The following is a 14,251-nucleotide window of genomic DNA, read 5'->3' on the forward strand; positions in this document are numbered from 1 at the left end:
ACGTCTTTCCCCCTCGTGGCCGCGAACGGGCCCGTTGGACGGGCAGTCTAGGGCGCCGGCGGTCCCGGTCCAGGGGGCCTGGCCGGCCACGGAGCTGTCAGGGCGATCAGAGGCTTGCCAGCCGACCGACCGTCCCTCCAGGGTGGGGCTTGAGTCAGGAGAGACCTCCATGCCGTTCGTGCCCGCCGATTTCGCCATTCCGCAGGGATTTCGCACCGCCGACTTCATCCTGCGACCCCTGACCATCCACGACCTGATCAAGGACTATGACGCGGTGATGAGCAGCCGCGAGCGGCTGGTGGGAGTCTTCGGGCCAGGCGCCGACTGGCCGGCGGCCGACATGACCCTGGAAGAGGATCTGGTGGACCTGGGCTGGCACCAGGGGGAGTTCGATCGCCGGCGGTCCTTCGCCTATACGGTCATGGCGCCGCAGGCGGGCGGCGGCGAGGGGGCGTGCCTGGGCTGCGCCTACATCTATCCGGCCGAGCGGGCGGGTTATGAGGCCAAGGCTTTTTGCTGGGTGCGCACCTCGGCCGCGCATCTCGACGCGGCCTTGTTTACGGCCGTCCGGGACTGGATCGCCGCGGACTGGCCGTTCGGCGCCGTCGCCTATCCGGGGCGGGAGATCACCTGGGCCGATTGGGCGGCTATTTGATCACCAGGCCCTGGCCGGTGGGTAGCTCCAGAATCCGGTAGCCGCGTTTCAGCATCCAATCCATCTCGGCCACCAGCTGGTCCTGGTAGGCCATCCAGCCGTAGTCGTCGAGGATCAGGATACCGCCGGGGGAAATGCGGTCGAACAGCACCTCCAGCGCCCCGATCTCGGCTTTGTCGTTGTTCAGATCCAGGTGCATGAAGGCGATCTTCTCGGGCGCGGCGACAGCCAGGCTGTCGGGCACCCGGCCCTGGGTGATGGTCACATTGGGCATGTCTGAGAAGCGTTCGCGGACCTGATCGACCAGGGTCTCGCTGTGCTCCAACATGCTGTGGTGGGGCATGGAGTCGTCATGCTGGAAGAGGTCGTAGAGGTAGTAGTGGCGGGGAAGGCTGGCGAAGCCGACCACTTCGGAGATGATCCGGGCCGAGTTGCCCTTGTAACACCCGCACTCCACGAAATCGCCCTCGACCTTCAGGGCTGAGCGCGCCGCCCAGACCAGGGTCACGATCCGCCACAGGGCGCCCCGCTCGGCGACCGTCTTGGCATTGCGCAGGAAGGCCTCCATGAGCACCCGGTCATCCAGGAAGCTCAGGCGCTTGGCCATGGTGATCAGATTGTCGCCGACGAACACCCCCCGGGGGTCGGCCATGGCGTCAGCAATGCCGTCCACGGCCGTCTGGATCGGCGTCAAGTCTGTCAGGCCATAGAAGGCGCCGGAGATGATCGCCACGGGATGCGAAAGTCTGTCTCGACCGGCCATGGCGCCTCCAGGGGTTTTGCTTTCGGCAGACTAAACACGCCCGAGGCGCCGCGCCACCGCCCTCGGAACAATCAGCCTGTCAGCCACCTGCGGGGCCGCCGGTCGCCCAGGTCCCGCCGCTCGCCGCTGGCCAGGCCCAGGGCGCGCATCCGCACTGGCGACAGGGGCGCCAGCGCCTGGACCGGCTCCTCGCCGCCGGCCGGGCTGGCGGCGACCCGCAGGCCCAGGCTGATGGCCATGTCCACGGCCACCCACTCGGCCTGGGCCCGGTCGGCCCGGCCGATGGCGAAATAACGGCGGCCCTGGTCGGGATCGCGTCCGGGTTCCAGCAGGACAGCGACCACCCAGCCGGCTGGGGCGCGGGACTCCGGGCCAGGCGGGCCGCCGGGCGGTTCAGGGGGTTTCGAGGGTGGGGCCATACTGTGGCCTTGGGACCACGGAAGCGCGCTCAAGCCAAGTCGTCTCGACGGCCCCTGGCTATTTCGCCTCCGCCACCCCATCTAGAGTTGGCGTCATCGGGCGTGAGCCGCGTCTCAAGCGGTCGATCCCATCCGATGCGGCGCGACCTAGGTTCTCCATGTCCCCCCTGCTCATTGTGTCGGCGCTCTGCGTTGTCAGCGCCATCCTTGCCCCCCTGGCCTTCTCCCTGCTCGGCCTGCGGCCGCGCTAAGGCCCCGGGCCTCATCTCCGGCCCTCATCGGCGGCTCACGATGAACCTTCTCTGAGCCTCACCCATTCCCACATGGCGGCGCCCGCCGCCCCGGAGACCGCCATGGCCAAGGGCCAGAAAAAGTCCAACAAGGAAGTCCGCAAGCCCAAGCAGGCCGCCGCCGCCAAGCCGGAAGCCGCCCCGCGCTCCTTCCTGGACCAGGCCGGCGCCCGGCCCGCCAAGCGCTGACCCAGGCCGCGGCTGGCGTGGCGCCCTCGACCTTCGAGATCGTTCACCAGACAACCTACCGGTTCGCCCGGCCCGTCACCCTGCATCCGCACCGGCTGATGCTGCGGCCCCGCGACAGCCACGACCTCCGGGTCCTGGACTTCCAACTCACCTGCGCACCCGCCGCCGACCTGGTCTGGAGCCAGGACGTGTCTGGCAATCTCTGCGCCGTGGCGAGCTTTCCTGAGGCGGCCCAGACTCTGGTCATCGAAAGCCGGCTGACCGTCGCCTCCCAGGCGCGGGCCTGGCCGGTGTTTCCGATCTCCCCGGCCGCCCAGACCTATCCTTTCGCCTATGGCGAGGACGAGGCCACCGACTTAGGCGCCCTGCGGTGGCCTGCGCCCGATCCCGAGGTCGCCCGCTGGGCCCACGGCTTCGTGGCGGGTCCGCAGACCGACACCCTGTCCCTGCTCAAGGACCTCAACGCCGGCATTCTGGGGGCGGCGGCCTATCGGGTGCGGGACGAGGAGGGGGTGCAGAGCGCCGGCGAGACCCTGCGCCTGGCCAGCGGCTCCTGCCGGGATCTGGCGGCCCTGTTCATCGAGGCGGCCCGGCAACTGGGCTTCGGCGCCCGGGCGGTCAGCGGCTACCTGTTCGACCCCGACCAGATGGATCGCCAGGCTGACACCACCCACGCCTGGGCCGAGGTCTATCTGCCCGGCGCCGGCTGGATCACCTTCGACCCGACCCACAACCGGATCGGCGCGGCCGGCCTCATTCCCCTGGCGGTGGGCCGGGCCAACGGCCAGATCATGCCGGTGGTCGGCAGCTTCGCCGGATCGGCGCATGACGCGCCGGCCATGGAGATCTCGGTTCGGATCACGCCGGTCGGTTAGCGCCTTGATTGCGCCGCGGGGCTTTGGCAGCGTGGGCGCCACGACCTCCCTCCGCCCCGCGCGTCGCTCGCCAAGGATATCCCGATGCCCCGCACCTCCCTCCGCGCCGTCATGGCCGTCACCCTGGCGGCCGCCAGCCTCAGCGCCGCCCCGGCCCTGGCCAATCCGGCCGCGACCAAGTGTGCGGCCGCCCTCTCGCCCGAGGGCAAGCTGATGCACCAGACCGTCGCCCCCCATGTGAAGCCGGACTCCGACATCGAGAAGCTGATGCGCAGCCATCTGCGCGGCCTGGTCATGGGCGGGAAGCTGAAGCTCAAGACCGCCGAGGCCAATGGCCAGGCGGTGGGGCGCTGCCTGACCCTGCTCAAGGGCTGAGGCGGCAGGCTGTAACCTCCGCCCCGGCGGCGGCGAAGTCTTAAGCGAACCCTTAAGGGACGCCCCATGAGGCCGCTTGTCTTCGCCCTAGCCGCCATCGCCGCCGTCATCCTGATCCTGCCGCCGCCCTCGCCGCGCCGATCGCTATAGGCCCGGCGGGACATCGGCTATCGCCTGCTGTCGGATCCCAAGTCCGCCACCATCGACGCCTTTGGCATCCGCGACCCGCAGTATCTCGCCGGCCACATGGCCCACGGCGCGCCGCAGCCGGCCCTCTTCATCCTGTCTCGCGCCGGCGTGGTGCAGGCCAGCCTGGCCGAGGCGGGCTACCGCACCCGGCCCCCGACCTCGGTGGTTCTGGAGACGGTGTCACGGCTGCCCTGAGGGCGCCGGCGCGCCGGCGATGGCGGCGGGAATGATCCCCCTGTCCAGCAGGGCGTGCAGCTCGCTCACATGGCTTTCCTCCCGCGGGCGGGGCGAGGGGTCGGAGATCATCACCACGGTGAGGTCGAGGCTGGGGATGACAAACAGCATCTGGCCGCCATAGCCCCAGGCGAAATGCACGTCGTGGCCGGCCGCCTGCTTGGTGAACCAGCCATAGCCATAGGCGTGGCCGCTCCAGGGGGAGCGGGTCCGCGGCGTCCAGCTTTCAGCGATCCAGGCCTCGGACAGGATGCGCCGCCCGTCGATCTCCCCGCCCAGGCGATAGAGTTCGCCAAACCGCAGCAGGGCCCTGGGCGACATAATCATGTCATTGCCGCCGAAATAGATCCCCTGCGGGTCCCTCAGCCAGGGCGGGAGGGTCACGCCCAGGGGCTCGGCCAGCCAGTCGCGGGCCAGGGCGTGGGTGCTGGCGCCGGCGGCTTGTGTCAGGGCCGCCGACATCAGGTGCGAGGTCCCGGTGGAATAGATCATCCGGCCCCCCGGATCGTCGTCGAAGGGGCGGGCGAGCGCATGGCGCACCCAGTTGGGGCTGGTCACCCAGGCCCCGTAATACTGGCCCGAGGTGCGCCCGAGGCCGGCCTGCATGGAGAGCAGATGGCCGACCTCGATCTCCTGCAGCCGGGGGTCGCCGCCGGCCGGCAGGTCACCTACCAGCAGGGGGGCGACCTTCTGGTCGGTCCCGGCCAGCACCCCGCGGTCGATGGCGATCCCCACCAGGGCCGAGAGCACGGTCTTGGAGGCCGACTTGATGTTCACCGGCTGATCGAGGCCGGGGCCGCGCAGACGGTGTTCGGCTAGCACCTCGCCGTCCCGGGCGACGATCAGGGCGTGCAGGTTGGGCAGGGCGCGGGCCTGCTCGACGACCGTGGCCATGGCGGCGGGGTCCAGCCCCTCGGTCTGAACCGCCGGGGCGGCGGCCTGGGCCTGTTCGGCGGCGGGGGCGGGCGAGCAGGCGACGGCGATGGCCCCGGCCAGGACCAGGGCCAGTTTCGGCGGGAAGGACAGGCTCATCCAGGGGACTTAGGCGCCCCGACCCCGCCAATCCAGCTACGCCATTGCCTCAGGCCCGGCGCAGGACGCCTGTGGCCATCACCGGGATCAGATATCCCGCCAGCAGGACGGTGTTGGGGACGATGTTCAATGCATAGCCCGTGGCCGCCGACAGGGCGCCGTCGATGACGTACCAGCCGACCACCGACACCGTGACCCCGCGCCACACCGGCGCGGCCCGATCGCCCAGCAGGTCGATGGCCCTGAAGGCGGCCTCCAGGGTCAGCCACCAGCCCAGCGTTACCGCCCCCATCAGGGCGATGGAGAATCTCAAAGGCTCGCCCATCTCGGGCGGCAAGGCCTCGCCGACCAGGGCGAAGATCATCCGTACCGGCCCGCTGGTCGCCTCGAAGGCGGCCCCTGCCAGGACAAGGCCAAAGCCTGCCACCGAGAGACGCCACACCGCCATCCACTGTCGCCAGAACCCCGTCATCGCCGTCTCCGTTTCACGCTGAACGGGAGACAGTCTGACGGGGGCGGGGTCTGCGGCCAATGACCTGCAGGGTCATCACCGTGGGGGCGCCCAGGTCAGCCCGCGGCCGGCGGCTCACCGGGCTCGGGCGGCATGGGCGCGGGGGCCGGGGGGTCGTACTTCTCCCCGGCCGGATCGCTCGGCTGCACATAGAAGTAGATCAGGACCAGCAGGCCGAGCAGCGGGATGAGCCCGATGAGGACCCACCAGCCGCTGCGCCCGGTGTCATGCAGCCGGCGGATCGCCATGCCCAGATGGGGCAGGAACAGGCCGAGCGTCAGCAGGAGGCCGAACGGCTCCACCCCGCCGGAGGCCAGGCCGTCGTCCAGGATGCTCGCCGCGATGGCCGCCAGGAAGACCGCCAGCACCCACCACCAGAAGGTGGCGCGATTGGTGCGCCCGTCGAAGTTCATATAGTTGGCGAAGCCGTATCTGACCGCCTCGATCATGGTCCTGTCCTTCCGAACGCCGTATGCCCCCGGCCCCGAAGGGGGGGCCACCTGCATCGCCCCTCGACTCTGGCGCGTCCTTGTCCAGGATCAAAGCCCCCGCGTGCGACGGCGGCTGTAACCGCCCTCGGGGACGCAGGGCCAGACGAGGAATGATCCCATGAGCGAGCAGGGCGCAGGCCTGGGCAAGGCCGCCCGGCGATGGTTCGACAAGGCCGAGACCGATCTGGATGCGGCCGAACGCCGGGTGCTGGCCACCACGGTGGACCGCAGTCCGGTGAGCCGCGACGTCAACGAGTCCTTCGCCGACGAACAGACCTTCGGTCAGCGCCTGGCCGACAGGGTGGCGGCCGTGGGGGGTTCCTGGACCTTCATCCTGGCCTTCGCCGCCTTCCTCAGCGCCTGGACCCTGCTGAACCTGACCCTGGGGCGAGGGGCGTTCGACCCCTTCCCCTTCATCTTCCTGAACCTGCTGCTCTCGATGCTGGCGGCTATCCAGGCGCCCTTCATCATGATGAGCCAGAACCGGCAGGCGGCGAAGGACCGGATTAATGCGGCCCACGACTATGAGGTGAACCTCAAGGCCGAGATCGAGATCATGGCCCTGCACGACAAGCTCGATCACCTGCGGGTCCAGCAGATCGAGGCCATCCTGGCCCGCCAGCAGGAACAGCTCGACCTGATGCGCCAGATCCTGGACCGGGAGGTGGGCAGCGCGCGCTAAGCCTCTGAGCGCGGGGCCTCGCCCTCGCCGATGAGGTCCGTCAGCGCCTCGGCGAGGATGTCATAGACCAGCCGGATCCGCCGGCTGGTGCGCAGCTCCCGGTGCGTGACCAGCCAGACCGGAAACCTCACCGGCGGGGCCTCGGGGAACAGGTCGACAATATCCGGCGTCCCGGCGGCGATCTCCCGGCTCATCACGCAGACCCCCAGGCCCTGCTTGACCATCTCCCAGACGACCACCGAATTCTCGGACACCAGCCTGAAGTCGTCGGGGCTGACCTGCAGGCCCATTCCGCCCATGAGACCGGCGAAATGGTCTGTGTCCTCATAGGCGATGAGGTCCTCCGCGGCGATGTCCTGGACGCAGGCCGGCCAGCCCTTGCGCGCGATCCAGCCGCGGGAGGCATAGAGGTGCGCCGCGCTCTCTCCGATCAGCCGGCCGATCAGCCCGTCCTCGCTGGGCCGCACATGGCGGATGGCGATGTCGGCCTCCCGCCGACGCAGGTCGCTCAGCGTATTGCTGGAGATGACGACGATCTTGATCTGCGGCGCGGCTTCGCGGATGCGGGCGATCACGCCCGGCAGCACGTGGGCGGCGTAGGTGTCGGCCGCCGAGATGCTGACCCGCCCGGCGATGGCCAGCGAGCGGCCGGACGCCGCGACGGCCATGGCGGCGGCGGCCTCCCCCATGGCGCGCCCGTGTTCCACCAGCGCCGCCCCGGTCTCGGTCAGGACCAGCCTCTTGCCGACCCGCTCAAAGAGCGCGACCCCCAGCTCGGTCTCCAGGGCGGCGATCTGCCGCGACAGGGTCGGCTGGGTCAGGCCCAGGACCCGGGCCGCAGCGGTGAGGGAGCCGGCCTCGGCGATGGCGAGGAAGGCGCGGGCCCGGTTCCAGTCCATTGGCGTCATGCGAATACGTATATGCGATGTGCTCTCGGCGACAATTCTAAGCTTCAGCGCATATGCTAGGTGTGGGCGCCCCAGACGAGGACAAGGACGCCCGATGCCCGCCGCCGCTCCCACCGATCGCGACGCCCGCTTCTGGGACAAGACCGCGCGCAAGTACGCCCGCGACCCCATTGGCGACCTGGCCGGCTATGAACGCACCCTGGAGGCTGTGGCCCTGCGCCTGGCGCCGGAACACCGGGTCCTGGAGCTGGGCTGCGGCACGGGAACCACGGCGCTCCGGCTGGCCCCAGGCGTCGCGCAATACGTGGCCACCGATGTCTCAGCTGAGATGATCGCCATCGCCCGGGAGAAGGCGCAAGGCGCGAGCCTCCCCCAGCTGACCTTCGAGGTCGTCCCGGCCGAAGCCGCGCCCTGGCCGGAGGGCCACTTCGACGTGGTGCTGGCCTTCAACCTGCTCCACCTGGTCAAGGCCCGGCGGGCGACCCTGGAGGACGCCTATCGCCTGCTGAAGCCCGGCGGCCTCTTCATCTCCAAGACGCCATTGCTGAAGGAGATGAACCCCCTCATCCGGGCGGCGATCCCGCTCATGCAGGCGCTCGGCAAGGCGCCCCATGTGGCGGTGTTCGACGCCGATGAGCTTGAGGGCGACCTGGCCGCCGCCGGCTTTGCGATCACCGAGCGCGACCGCCACGGGTCAGGGGCCAAGGATCCGCGCGCCTATCTGGTGGCCCTCAGGCCCTGATCAGGCCGCCGCCCCGTCGTAAAACGGAGAAAGTTCGGGTTGAGTGTCGGCTGACGCTCGCCTGCCCCGTCCTAGGCCCATTCGGGCGGCGCTACGGCTGGCCTGCACTGACCCAGGAGCTAGACCATGACCTATATCGACGGCTTCGTGATCGCGGTCCCCACGGCCAACCGCCAGAAATTCATCGACCACGCCCTGACGGGAAACAGCGTCTTCATGGAGCTGGGCGCCCTGCGCATCCTGGAATGCTGGGGCGACGAGGTGCCCGAAGGCAAGCAGACCGATTTCCGCCGGGCGGTGCAGGCGACGGCGGAGGAGACGGTGGTCTTCTCCTGGATCGAATGGCCGGACAAGGCGACCCGCGACGCGGCCATGGGGCGGATGGAGGCGATCATGGCCACCGACCCGCGGATGAGCCCCGAGCACAACCCCATGCCCTTCGACGGGGCGCGCATGATCTATGGCGGCTTCACGCCCGTCGTAACCCTGGAGGCGGCCACCACCAACAAGGCCGGCGACTTCATCTGGTATGAGCTGCTGACCACCGACGCGGCCGCCGCCCAGGCCTTCTATGGCCAGGTCCTGCCCTGGACCTTCGCCGATTCCGGCCAGGCTGACATGGACTACCGCATCATCAGCGCCCCGGAACACGACGTGGCCGGGCTGATGGCCATCACGCCGGAGATGGCCGAGCACGGGGCCTGGCCGACCTGGCTGCCCTATCTCGCCGTGGATGATGTGGACGCCACCACCGCGGCCGTGACCCAGAAGGGCGGCGTCGTACAGATGGCGGCGATGGACGTGCCCATGGTCGGGCGCATGGCCATGATCGCCGACCCGCAGGGGGCGACGCTTTACGTCATGAAGCCCGCATCCGGCGAACGCAGCCTCGCCTTCGCGTCGGACCGGCCCCGGGTGGGTCACGCCGCCTGGAACGAGCTCAACGTCCCCGATCCGGCCGGCGCCTGGGCCTTCTATGGGGCGCTGTTCGGCTGGGCGAAGGACGGCGAGATGGATCTGGGGCCCCTCGGCCAATACGAATTCATCCGCCACGGGGGCATGATCGGGGCGGTGATGCCCGCCGAGCAGCCGGCCTGGAGCGTGTATTTCCGCGTGCCCGACATCGACGTGGCCAAGGCCGCGGTGGAGGCCGGCGGCGGCCAGGTGGTCCAGGGCCCCGACGAGATCCCCGGCGGCGAGTTCTCCATGAACTGCCTCGACCCCCAGGGCGCGGCCTTCGGCCTCATCGGCCACCGCAAGGCTTAGAGAGTCACTTTTCCGCTCCCCCTCAACCGTCATGGCCCGGCTCGACCGGGCCATCCATAAACACCGACACTCGGCCGTGTGCATGGGCCCTCGGATCAAGTCCGAGGGCGACGGCGGTGGAGCGGGGAGGCCTCAACCCGCCTCCGCCAGTCGGCGCACATTCTCGATCCCCCGGCGCATATAGGTCCGCCAGAAGAGCGCGATGATCACCGACAGCGGCGCGGCCATGAGGCCTGAGCGGGGAACGAAGGTGTAGCGCCAGCTGATCTCCGTCCGCCCCGGCGCGGCCTCCACAAAGGTCCATTCGCCAAAGGCCGCCGTGGTCAGGGCCGCCAGCGGGCCTGAGAACCCGTTCACCCGATAGGCGAACCGGGCGCGGCCGCCGCTCGGCGCCGCCCCATCGCAGGGCGCGCTGGCCAGGATCTCCTCGCGCACCGACGTCCCATCGGCCAGCCGCACCCGCCGCGCGCTCCCCACCACATCCCAAGGCCCCGTCTGATCGCTGGTCCCCACCACGGCCGGGATAGGGCCGGAGCCCCTGGGAAACACCTGGGCGAGATCGATCGGCACGAAGATGGCCCAGACCTTGGCGAGGGAGGCCGCGACGGTGGTTGAGACTTCAGCCGAGGGACCCGTCTGGGAAATCTCGTTCAAGACGCGCTCACCCATGTTGTCTCCCTCCACACGTCATCCTGGGCCTTGTGCCCAGGATCCCTCGCGACGCTCGCGCCCGCCCTCGACAGGGATGCTCGGCACAGGGCCGAGCATGACGCTACGGGTTAGACGTGGTGGGTGGAAGCATCGTCAGAGGCCACTGGCGGAGAGGGTGGGATTCGAACCCACGGTGCCCGTTAAGGCACGCCGCATTTCGAGTGCGGTGCTTTCGACCACTCAGCCACCTCTCCTAGGGCCAGCAAGGGGGCCTGGGATGAAGCAGGCCCACTGAGCGAGGCGCGGAACCTACTCAGGTCGGGCTTGCTCCGCAAGCGGCGGATGTTCAGTCCATCAGCCGCTGCATCAGATAGACATAGTGCCGGGCCCAGCGGGCGGCGTTGAGCTGGGGATCGACGTCGTTGGCGTGGCCGCCGAAGGTGGGCTCGTAATAGATGACGGGGACGTCCAGGGCCGCCAGCGCGGCGGCGAATTTCCGCGCATGGCCGGGATGGACCCGGTCGTCGCGGGTGTTGGTGGTGATGTAGGCCTCCGGGTAATCGGTCCCGGCCTTCAGGTTCTGATAGGCCGAATAGCGGGCGATGAAGGCGTAGTCCTCGGCGACTTCCGGGTCGCCATATTCCCCGATCCAGGAGGCCCCGGCCGGCAGGCGGTGATAGCGCAGCATGTCGACCAGCGGGCTTTCGATCACCACGGCGTTCCACAGCTCCGGATGCTGGGTCATCGACACGCTGGTCAGCACCCCGCCGTTGGAGCGGCCATAGATGCCCAGTCGCCGGGGGGAGGTGATCCCCCGGGCGGTCAGGTCGCGGGCCACGGCGGCGAAGTCGTCAAAGGCAAGCTGGCGCTTTTCCCGCAGCACCGCCTGGTGCCAGGCCGGGCCGAACTCCCCACCGCCGCGGATATTAGCCAGCACGAAGGCGCCGCCGCGGGCGAACCACAGCTTGCCGGCCTCGGGCATGTAGCGGGGCGGCATGGCGATTTCGAAGCCGCCATAGCCCAGCATCAGGGTGGGGATCTGGCCGTCCAAGGGCGCGTCCTTGGGGCGGACCACGAAATAGGGGATCTGGGCGCTGTCGCTGGAGGTCGCCCAGTGCTGCTCCACCAGATGGGTGGCCGGATCGAACCGGTCGGGCAGGGCGGCGATCTGGCGGGCGCTAAGGGCTGCGGCGTCGGCCAGCCACAGGCTGGTGGGCTCCAGGAAGCCCTCGATCTTCAGGAACAGCTGATCGCTGGCGCCCGACAGGTCGGTGAGCGTGATGTTGGCGTCGCCGGGCAGGGCGAGGCGGTTTGAGCTCCAGGCGCCGTCCGCAAAGCGCCAGACGTCCACCGCGCCCTTCACATTTTCCAAGATAGCGACGACCAGGCGGCCGTCTGTGGCGCCCACCTGCTTGATGGCCTGGCGGGGGCCGGGCGCGAAGATCAGCTGGGCCTTGGCCCCGGCCGGATCGGCCTTGAGGGCTGTGAGGTCGAAGGCCACCAGGGCGCCCTGGGCCAGGTCGCCATGAGCCTCCTGCAGGGAGAACACCACCTGGCCGCTCACATAGGCCTCGTACTCGGCCTTTTTCGGCAGGGGCAGGCGGACGGGCTCATCCCCGCCCAGCAGCATATAGTCGCTGTCGTAGAAGGTCAGGCCGCGCCGCGCGATCACCGCCTGCGCCCGGCCGTCCTCGCCGCGCAGAACGAGCGGCGAGACCGACACATCGCTGCGCGCCCCGCGATAGAGCTCAGTGGCGGTTCCGTCCCGGGTGAGCGACTTGAGCACATAGGCGTAGCCGGACTCGGTGACCTCGCCCGGCGTCCATTCCCGGGCGACCAGCAGGGTGTCGGGGTCTAGCCAGACGGCGCTCTGCTTGCCCTCAGGGGACGTGAAGCCGCCGGTCACGAAGGCCCGCGCCTCGGTGTCGAACTCGCGGATCTCCACGGCGTCGCCGCCCCCGTCCGACAGCTCCACCAGGCAAAGCGTCTGCGCGGGCTTCAGGCAGTCGGCGCCATGGAAGAACCAGTTGCGGTCCTCGGCCGCCGCCAGGGCATCGATATCGAGGATCGTGGCCCAGTCGGGCGCACCGGCGGCGTAGGCCTCCAGGCTCGCATGGCGCCACAGGCCATGGGGGTTGGCGTCGTCCTGCCAGAGATTGTCCACCCCGCCGGCCCGGAAGCTGGGCGTAGCGATCCGGTCTTCAGCACTGAAGATGGCCCGGGCCTCGGCCAGCAGGGTCGCGTAGCGGGGATCGCCGTCGAGCCTGGCTTGCGCCTTGGCGTTCTGCGCTTCCACCCAGGTCATGGCCCGGGGGCCATCCACCTCTTCCAGCCACTGGAAGGGATCGGGCGCGCCGGCCCTTGGGGGGTTCACGGGCGCATCGGCGGTCTGGGCCGAGGCGGCGGCGGGGATCAGAAGGGCGGCGCAGAGCAGGGGAAGCAGGGTGTTCATGCCCCTTTCCTAGAACTGGCGGGGCCGATCTGTCTTCCCCCTCCCGCGTCAGGCGGGATGATTTGGTCAGGCTTCTGCCCTATATGTCGGCCGCCATGAGCCGTCCGTTCCTGAAGATGAACGGGCTCGGCAACGACTTCGTCGTGGTCGAGGCCCGCAGCCAGCCCTTTGCGCCCAGCGCGGAGGAGGTGCGCGCCATCGCCAACCGCGAGGGCGGGATCGGCTGTGACCAGCTGATCGCCATTGAGCCTGCGGCCGGCGAGGCCGATGTGCGGGTCCGCTTCTGGAACGCCGATGGCGAAGAGGTCGGCGCCTGCGGCAACGGTTCGCGCTGCGTCGGCTGGCTGGTCATGGAGGCCTCAGGCCGCGACGCCGCCGTGCTCGAGGTGGGCGATCGCCTGCTGCGCACCAGCCGGGCGGGCGATCACATGGTCAGCGTCGACATGGGCGAGCCTGGCCTCGACTGGACCGACATCCCCCTGGACGAGCCGATGGACACTCGGGGCATCGAGCTGCAGGTCGGCCCGATCGATGCGCCCCTGCTGCATACGCCCGGCTGCGTCTCCATGGGCAATCCCCATGTGGTCTTCTTCGTGGACGATATCGAGACCGCCCCGGTGGCTGAGGTCGGCCCGATGATCGAGCATCACCGGCTGTTCCCCGAAGGGGTCAATGTAGGCTTTGCGCAGGTCAAGGCCCGCGACCATATCCGCCTGCGGGTCTGGGAGCGTGGGGCCGGCCTGACCAAGGCCTGCGGCACCGGCGCCTGTGCGGCGCTGGTCGCCAGCGCCCGGCGGGGGCTCACGGATCGCAAGGCGCGACTGGAGCTGGACGGCGGCGACCTGACCATCGAATGGCGCGAGGCCGACGGCCACGTGATCATGACCGGCCCGGCCAGCCTCGACTTCACCGGAACCCTGCCGTGACGGCTGAGACCACGCCCGGCGTGGACATCGTCACCTTCGGCTGCCGGCTGAACGCCTATGAGAGCGAGGTCATCCGCGCCCGGGCGGCCGAGGACGGCCTGACCGACGCCATCGTCTTCAACACCTGCGCGGTGACGGGCGAGGCCGTGCGCCAGGCCCGCCAGGCGATCCGCAAGGCCCGGCGCGAGCGCCCGGGCGCCCGGGTGATCGTCACCGGCTGCGCGGCCCAGATCGATCCGGCGGCTTTTGCAGCCATGGACGAGGTCGATCTCGTCCTGGGCAATGCGGAGAAGAGCGCGGCGGGCGCCTATCTCGACCGGCCGGCCGAGGGCCGGGTGCGGGTCAACGACATCATGAGCGTGCGCGAGACCGCCGGCCACCTGATCGATGGCCTGAAGGACCGGGCGCGGGCCTATGTGGAGGTCCAGAACGGCTGCGACCACCGCTGCACCTTCTGCATCATCCCGTTCGGCCGCGGCAATTCCCGCTCGGCGCCGGCCGGCGAGGTGGTGGAACAGGTCCGTCGCCTGGCGGCCGAAGGCTATGCCGAGGTGGTGCTGACCGGGGTGGACGTCACCAGCTGGGGCGCCGACCTGCCGGG

General features: G+C 69.7%; 17 protein-coding genes, 1 tRNA gene and 2 pseudogenes. 11 read left to right on the top strand and 9 right to left on the bottom strand.

Going from position 1 to position 14,251, the window contains the following annotated elements; translation table 11 throughout:
- Nucleotides 1-169: 169 nt before the first annotated feature.
- Nucleotides 170-655 carry a hypothetical protein gene (locus Q8N19_RS13950; RefSeq protein ID WP_305591642.1) on the top strand — a complete coding sequence of 162 codons (486 nt, stop codon included), beginning with the start codon at nucleotides 170-172 and terminating at the stop codon, nucleotides 653-655.
- Here the strand turns inward: Q8N19_RS13950 and Q8N19_RS13955 are convergent.
- Both Q8N19_RS13955 and Q8N19_RS13960 read right to left on the bottom strand, forming a co-directional pair.
- Nucleotides 648-1,418 (bottom strand): TylF/MycF/NovP-related O-methyltransferase, encoded by a 771-nt coding sequence (locus Q8N19_RS13955; RefSeq protein WP_305591644.1) that lies wholly within the window; start codon nucleotides 1,416-1,418, stop codon nucleotides 648-650. The two genes, Q8N19_RS13950 and Q8N19_RS13955, sit on opposite strands and share 8 nt — an antisense overlap.
- Nucleotides 1,419-1,489: 71 nt before the next feature.
- Nucleotides 1,490-1,837: a hypothetical protein gene (locus Q8N19_RS13960; RefSeq protein WP_305591646.1), complete on the bottom strand. Its 348-nt coding sequence runs from the start codon at nucleotides 1,835-1,837 to the stop codon at nucleotides 1,490-1,492.
- 353 nt (nucleotides 1,838-2,190) lie between these two features.
- Between Q8N19_RS13960 and Q8N19_RS13965 the strand changes: the two genes are divergently transcribed.
- The 4 genes from Q8N19_RS13965 (at nucleotide 2,191) to Q8N19_RS16985 (ending at nucleotide 3,950) form a co-directional block, all read left to right on the top strand.
- On the top strand, nucleotides 2,191-2,316 hold the full coding sequence (locus Q8N19_RS13965) for a hypothetical protein (protein WP_293318393.1): 126 nt from the start codon (nucleotides 2,191-2,193) through the stop codon (nucleotides 2,314-2,316).
- A 17-nt stretch (nucleotides 2,317-2,333) separates the two neighbouring features.
- Nucleotides 2,334-3,191: a transglutaminase family protein gene (locus Q8N19_RS13970; protein ID WP_305591649.1), complete on the top strand. Its 858-nt coding sequence runs from the start codon at nucleotides 2,334-2,336 to the stop codon at nucleotides 3,189-3,191.
- An 84-nt stretch (nucleotides 3,192-3,275) separates the two neighbouring features.
- Nucleotides 3,276-3,566, top strand: coding sequence for a hypothetical protein (locus Q8N19_RS13975; protein WP_305591651.1), 291 nt, complete (start codon nucleotides 3,276-3,278; stop codon nucleotides 3,564-3,566).
- Between the two features lie 246 nt (nucleotides 3,567-3,812).
- Nucleotides 3,813-3,950 carry a hypothetical protein gene (locus Q8N19_RS16985; RefSeq protein WP_371133858.1) on the top strand — a complete coding sequence of 46 codons (138 nt, stop codon included), beginning with the start codon at nucleotides 3,813-3,815 and terminating at the stop codon, nucleotides 3,948-3,950.
- Here the strand turns inward: Q8N19_RS16985 and Q8N19_RS13985 are convergent.
- From Q8N19_RS13985 to Q8N19_RS13995, 3 genes are all read right to left on the bottom strand, one after another.
- A complete protein-coding gene (locus Q8N19_RS13985) occupies nucleotides 3,936-5,021 on the bottom strand; it encodes a serine hydrolase (RefSeq protein ID WP_305591653.1) in 1,086 nt (361 codons plus the stop codon). The genes Q8N19_RS16985 and Q8N19_RS13985 overlap by 15 nt on opposite strands.
- 49 nt (nucleotides 5,022-5,070) lie before the next feature.
- Nucleotides 5,071-5,493 carry a hypothetical protein gene (locus Q8N19_RS13990; RefSeq protein ID WP_305591655.1) on the bottom strand — a complete coding sequence of 141 codons (423 nt, stop codon included), beginning with the start codon at nucleotides 5,491-5,493 and terminating at the stop codon, nucleotides 5,071-5,073.
- A gap of 95 nt (nucleotides 5,494-5,588) precedes the next feature.
- Nucleotides 5,589-5,981: a DUF805 domain-containing protein gene (locus tag Q8N19_RS13995; RefSeq protein ID WP_305591657.1), complete on the bottom strand. Its 393-nt coding sequence runs from the start codon at nucleotides 5,979-5,981 to the stop codon at nucleotides 5,589-5,591.
- Between the two features lie 160 nt (nucleotides 5,982-6,141).
- Between Q8N19_RS13995 and Q8N19_RS14000 the strand changes: the two genes are divergently transcribed.
- On the top strand, nucleotides 6,142-6,705 hold the full coding sequence (locus Q8N19_RS14000; protein ID WP_305591659.1) for a DUF1003 domain-containing protein: 564 nt from the start codon (nucleotides 6,142-6,144) through the stop codon (nucleotides 6,703-6,705).
- Here the strand turns inward: Q8N19_RS14000 and Q8N19_RS14005 are convergent.
- On the bottom strand, nucleotides 6,702-7,604 hold the full coding sequence (locus Q8N19_RS14005; protein WP_305591661.1) for a LysR family transcriptional regulator: 903 nt from the start codon (nucleotides 7,602-7,604) through the stop codon (nucleotides 6,702-6,704). The genes Q8N19_RS14000 and Q8N19_RS14005 overlap by 4 nt on opposite strands.
- A gap of 103 nt (nucleotides 7,605-7,707) precedes the next feature.
- Here Q8N19_RS14005 and Q8N19_RS14010 point away from each other — a divergent pair, with 103 nt between their 5' ends.
- The 3 genes and pseudogenes from Q8N19_RS14010 to Q8N19_RS16995 all read left to right on the top strand — a co-directional run.
- Nucleotides 7,708-8,355: a class I SAM-dependent methyltransferase gene (locus Q8N19_RS14010; protein ID WP_305591663.1), complete on the top strand. Its 648-nt coding sequence runs from the start codon at nucleotides 7,708-7,710 to the stop codon at nucleotides 8,353-8,355.
- Nucleotides 8,356-8,481: 126 nt separating this feature from the next.
- Nucleotides 8,482-8,844, top strand: a pseudogene (locus Q8N19_RS16990) (DUF1428 domain-containing protein); the annotation flags it as partial.
- 48 nt (nucleotides 8,845-8,892) lie between these two features.
- Nucleotides 8,893-9,621 (top strand): annotated as a pseudogene (locus Q8N19_RS16995) (VOC family protein); the annotation flags it as partial.
- Between the two features lie 132 nt (nucleotides 9,622-9,753).
- Here the strand turns inward: Q8N19_RS16995 and Q8N19_RS14020 are convergent.
- The 3 genes from Q8N19_RS14020 to Q8N19_RS14030 form a co-directional block, all read right to left on the bottom strand.
- The gene (locus Q8N19_RS14020) at nucleotides 9,754-10,290 is read right to left on the bottom strand and encodes an SRPBCC family protein (RefSeq protein ID WP_305591667.1); all 537 of its coding nucleotides are present in this window, start codon (nucleotides 10,288-10,290) and stop codon (nucleotides 9,754-9,756) included.
- A gap of 146 nt (nucleotides 10,291-10,436) precedes the next feature.
- Nucleotides 10,437-10,526, bottom strand: a tRNA-Ser gene (locus tag Q8N19_RS14025).
- Between the two features lie 92 nt (nucleotides 10,527-10,618).
- On the bottom strand, nucleotides 10,619-12,724 hold the full coding sequence (locus Q8N19_RS14030) for a prolyl oligopeptidase family protein (RefSeq protein WP_305591669.1): 2,106 nt from the start codon (nucleotides 12,722-12,724) through the stop codon (nucleotides 10,619-10,621).
- 95 nt (nucleotides 12,725-12,819) lie between these two features.
- Here Q8N19_RS14030 and dapF point away from each other — a divergent pair, with 95 nt between their 5' ends.
- Both dapF and Q8N19_RS14040 read left to right on the top strand, forming a co-directional pair.
- Nucleotides 12,820-13,650, top strand: a complete 831-nt coding sequence (dapF, locus tag Q8N19_RS14035) for a diaminopimelate epimerase (protein WP_305591671.1) — start codon at nucleotides 12,820-12,822, stop codon at nucleotides 13,648-13,650.
- On the top strand, nucleotides 13,578-14,251 hold a 674-nt coding region (locus Q8N19_RS14040), incomplete at its 3' end, for a radical SAM protein (RefSeq protein ID WP_305591673.1). The genes dapF and Q8N19_RS14040, both read left to right, overlap by 73 nt.

Origin of the sequence: Phenylobacterium sp., assembly GCF_030693405.1 — a bacterium.
In the GTDB taxonomy this organism is placed as follows: Bacteria; Pseudomonadota; Alphaproteobacteria; order Caulobacterales; family Caulobacteraceae; genus Phenylobacterium.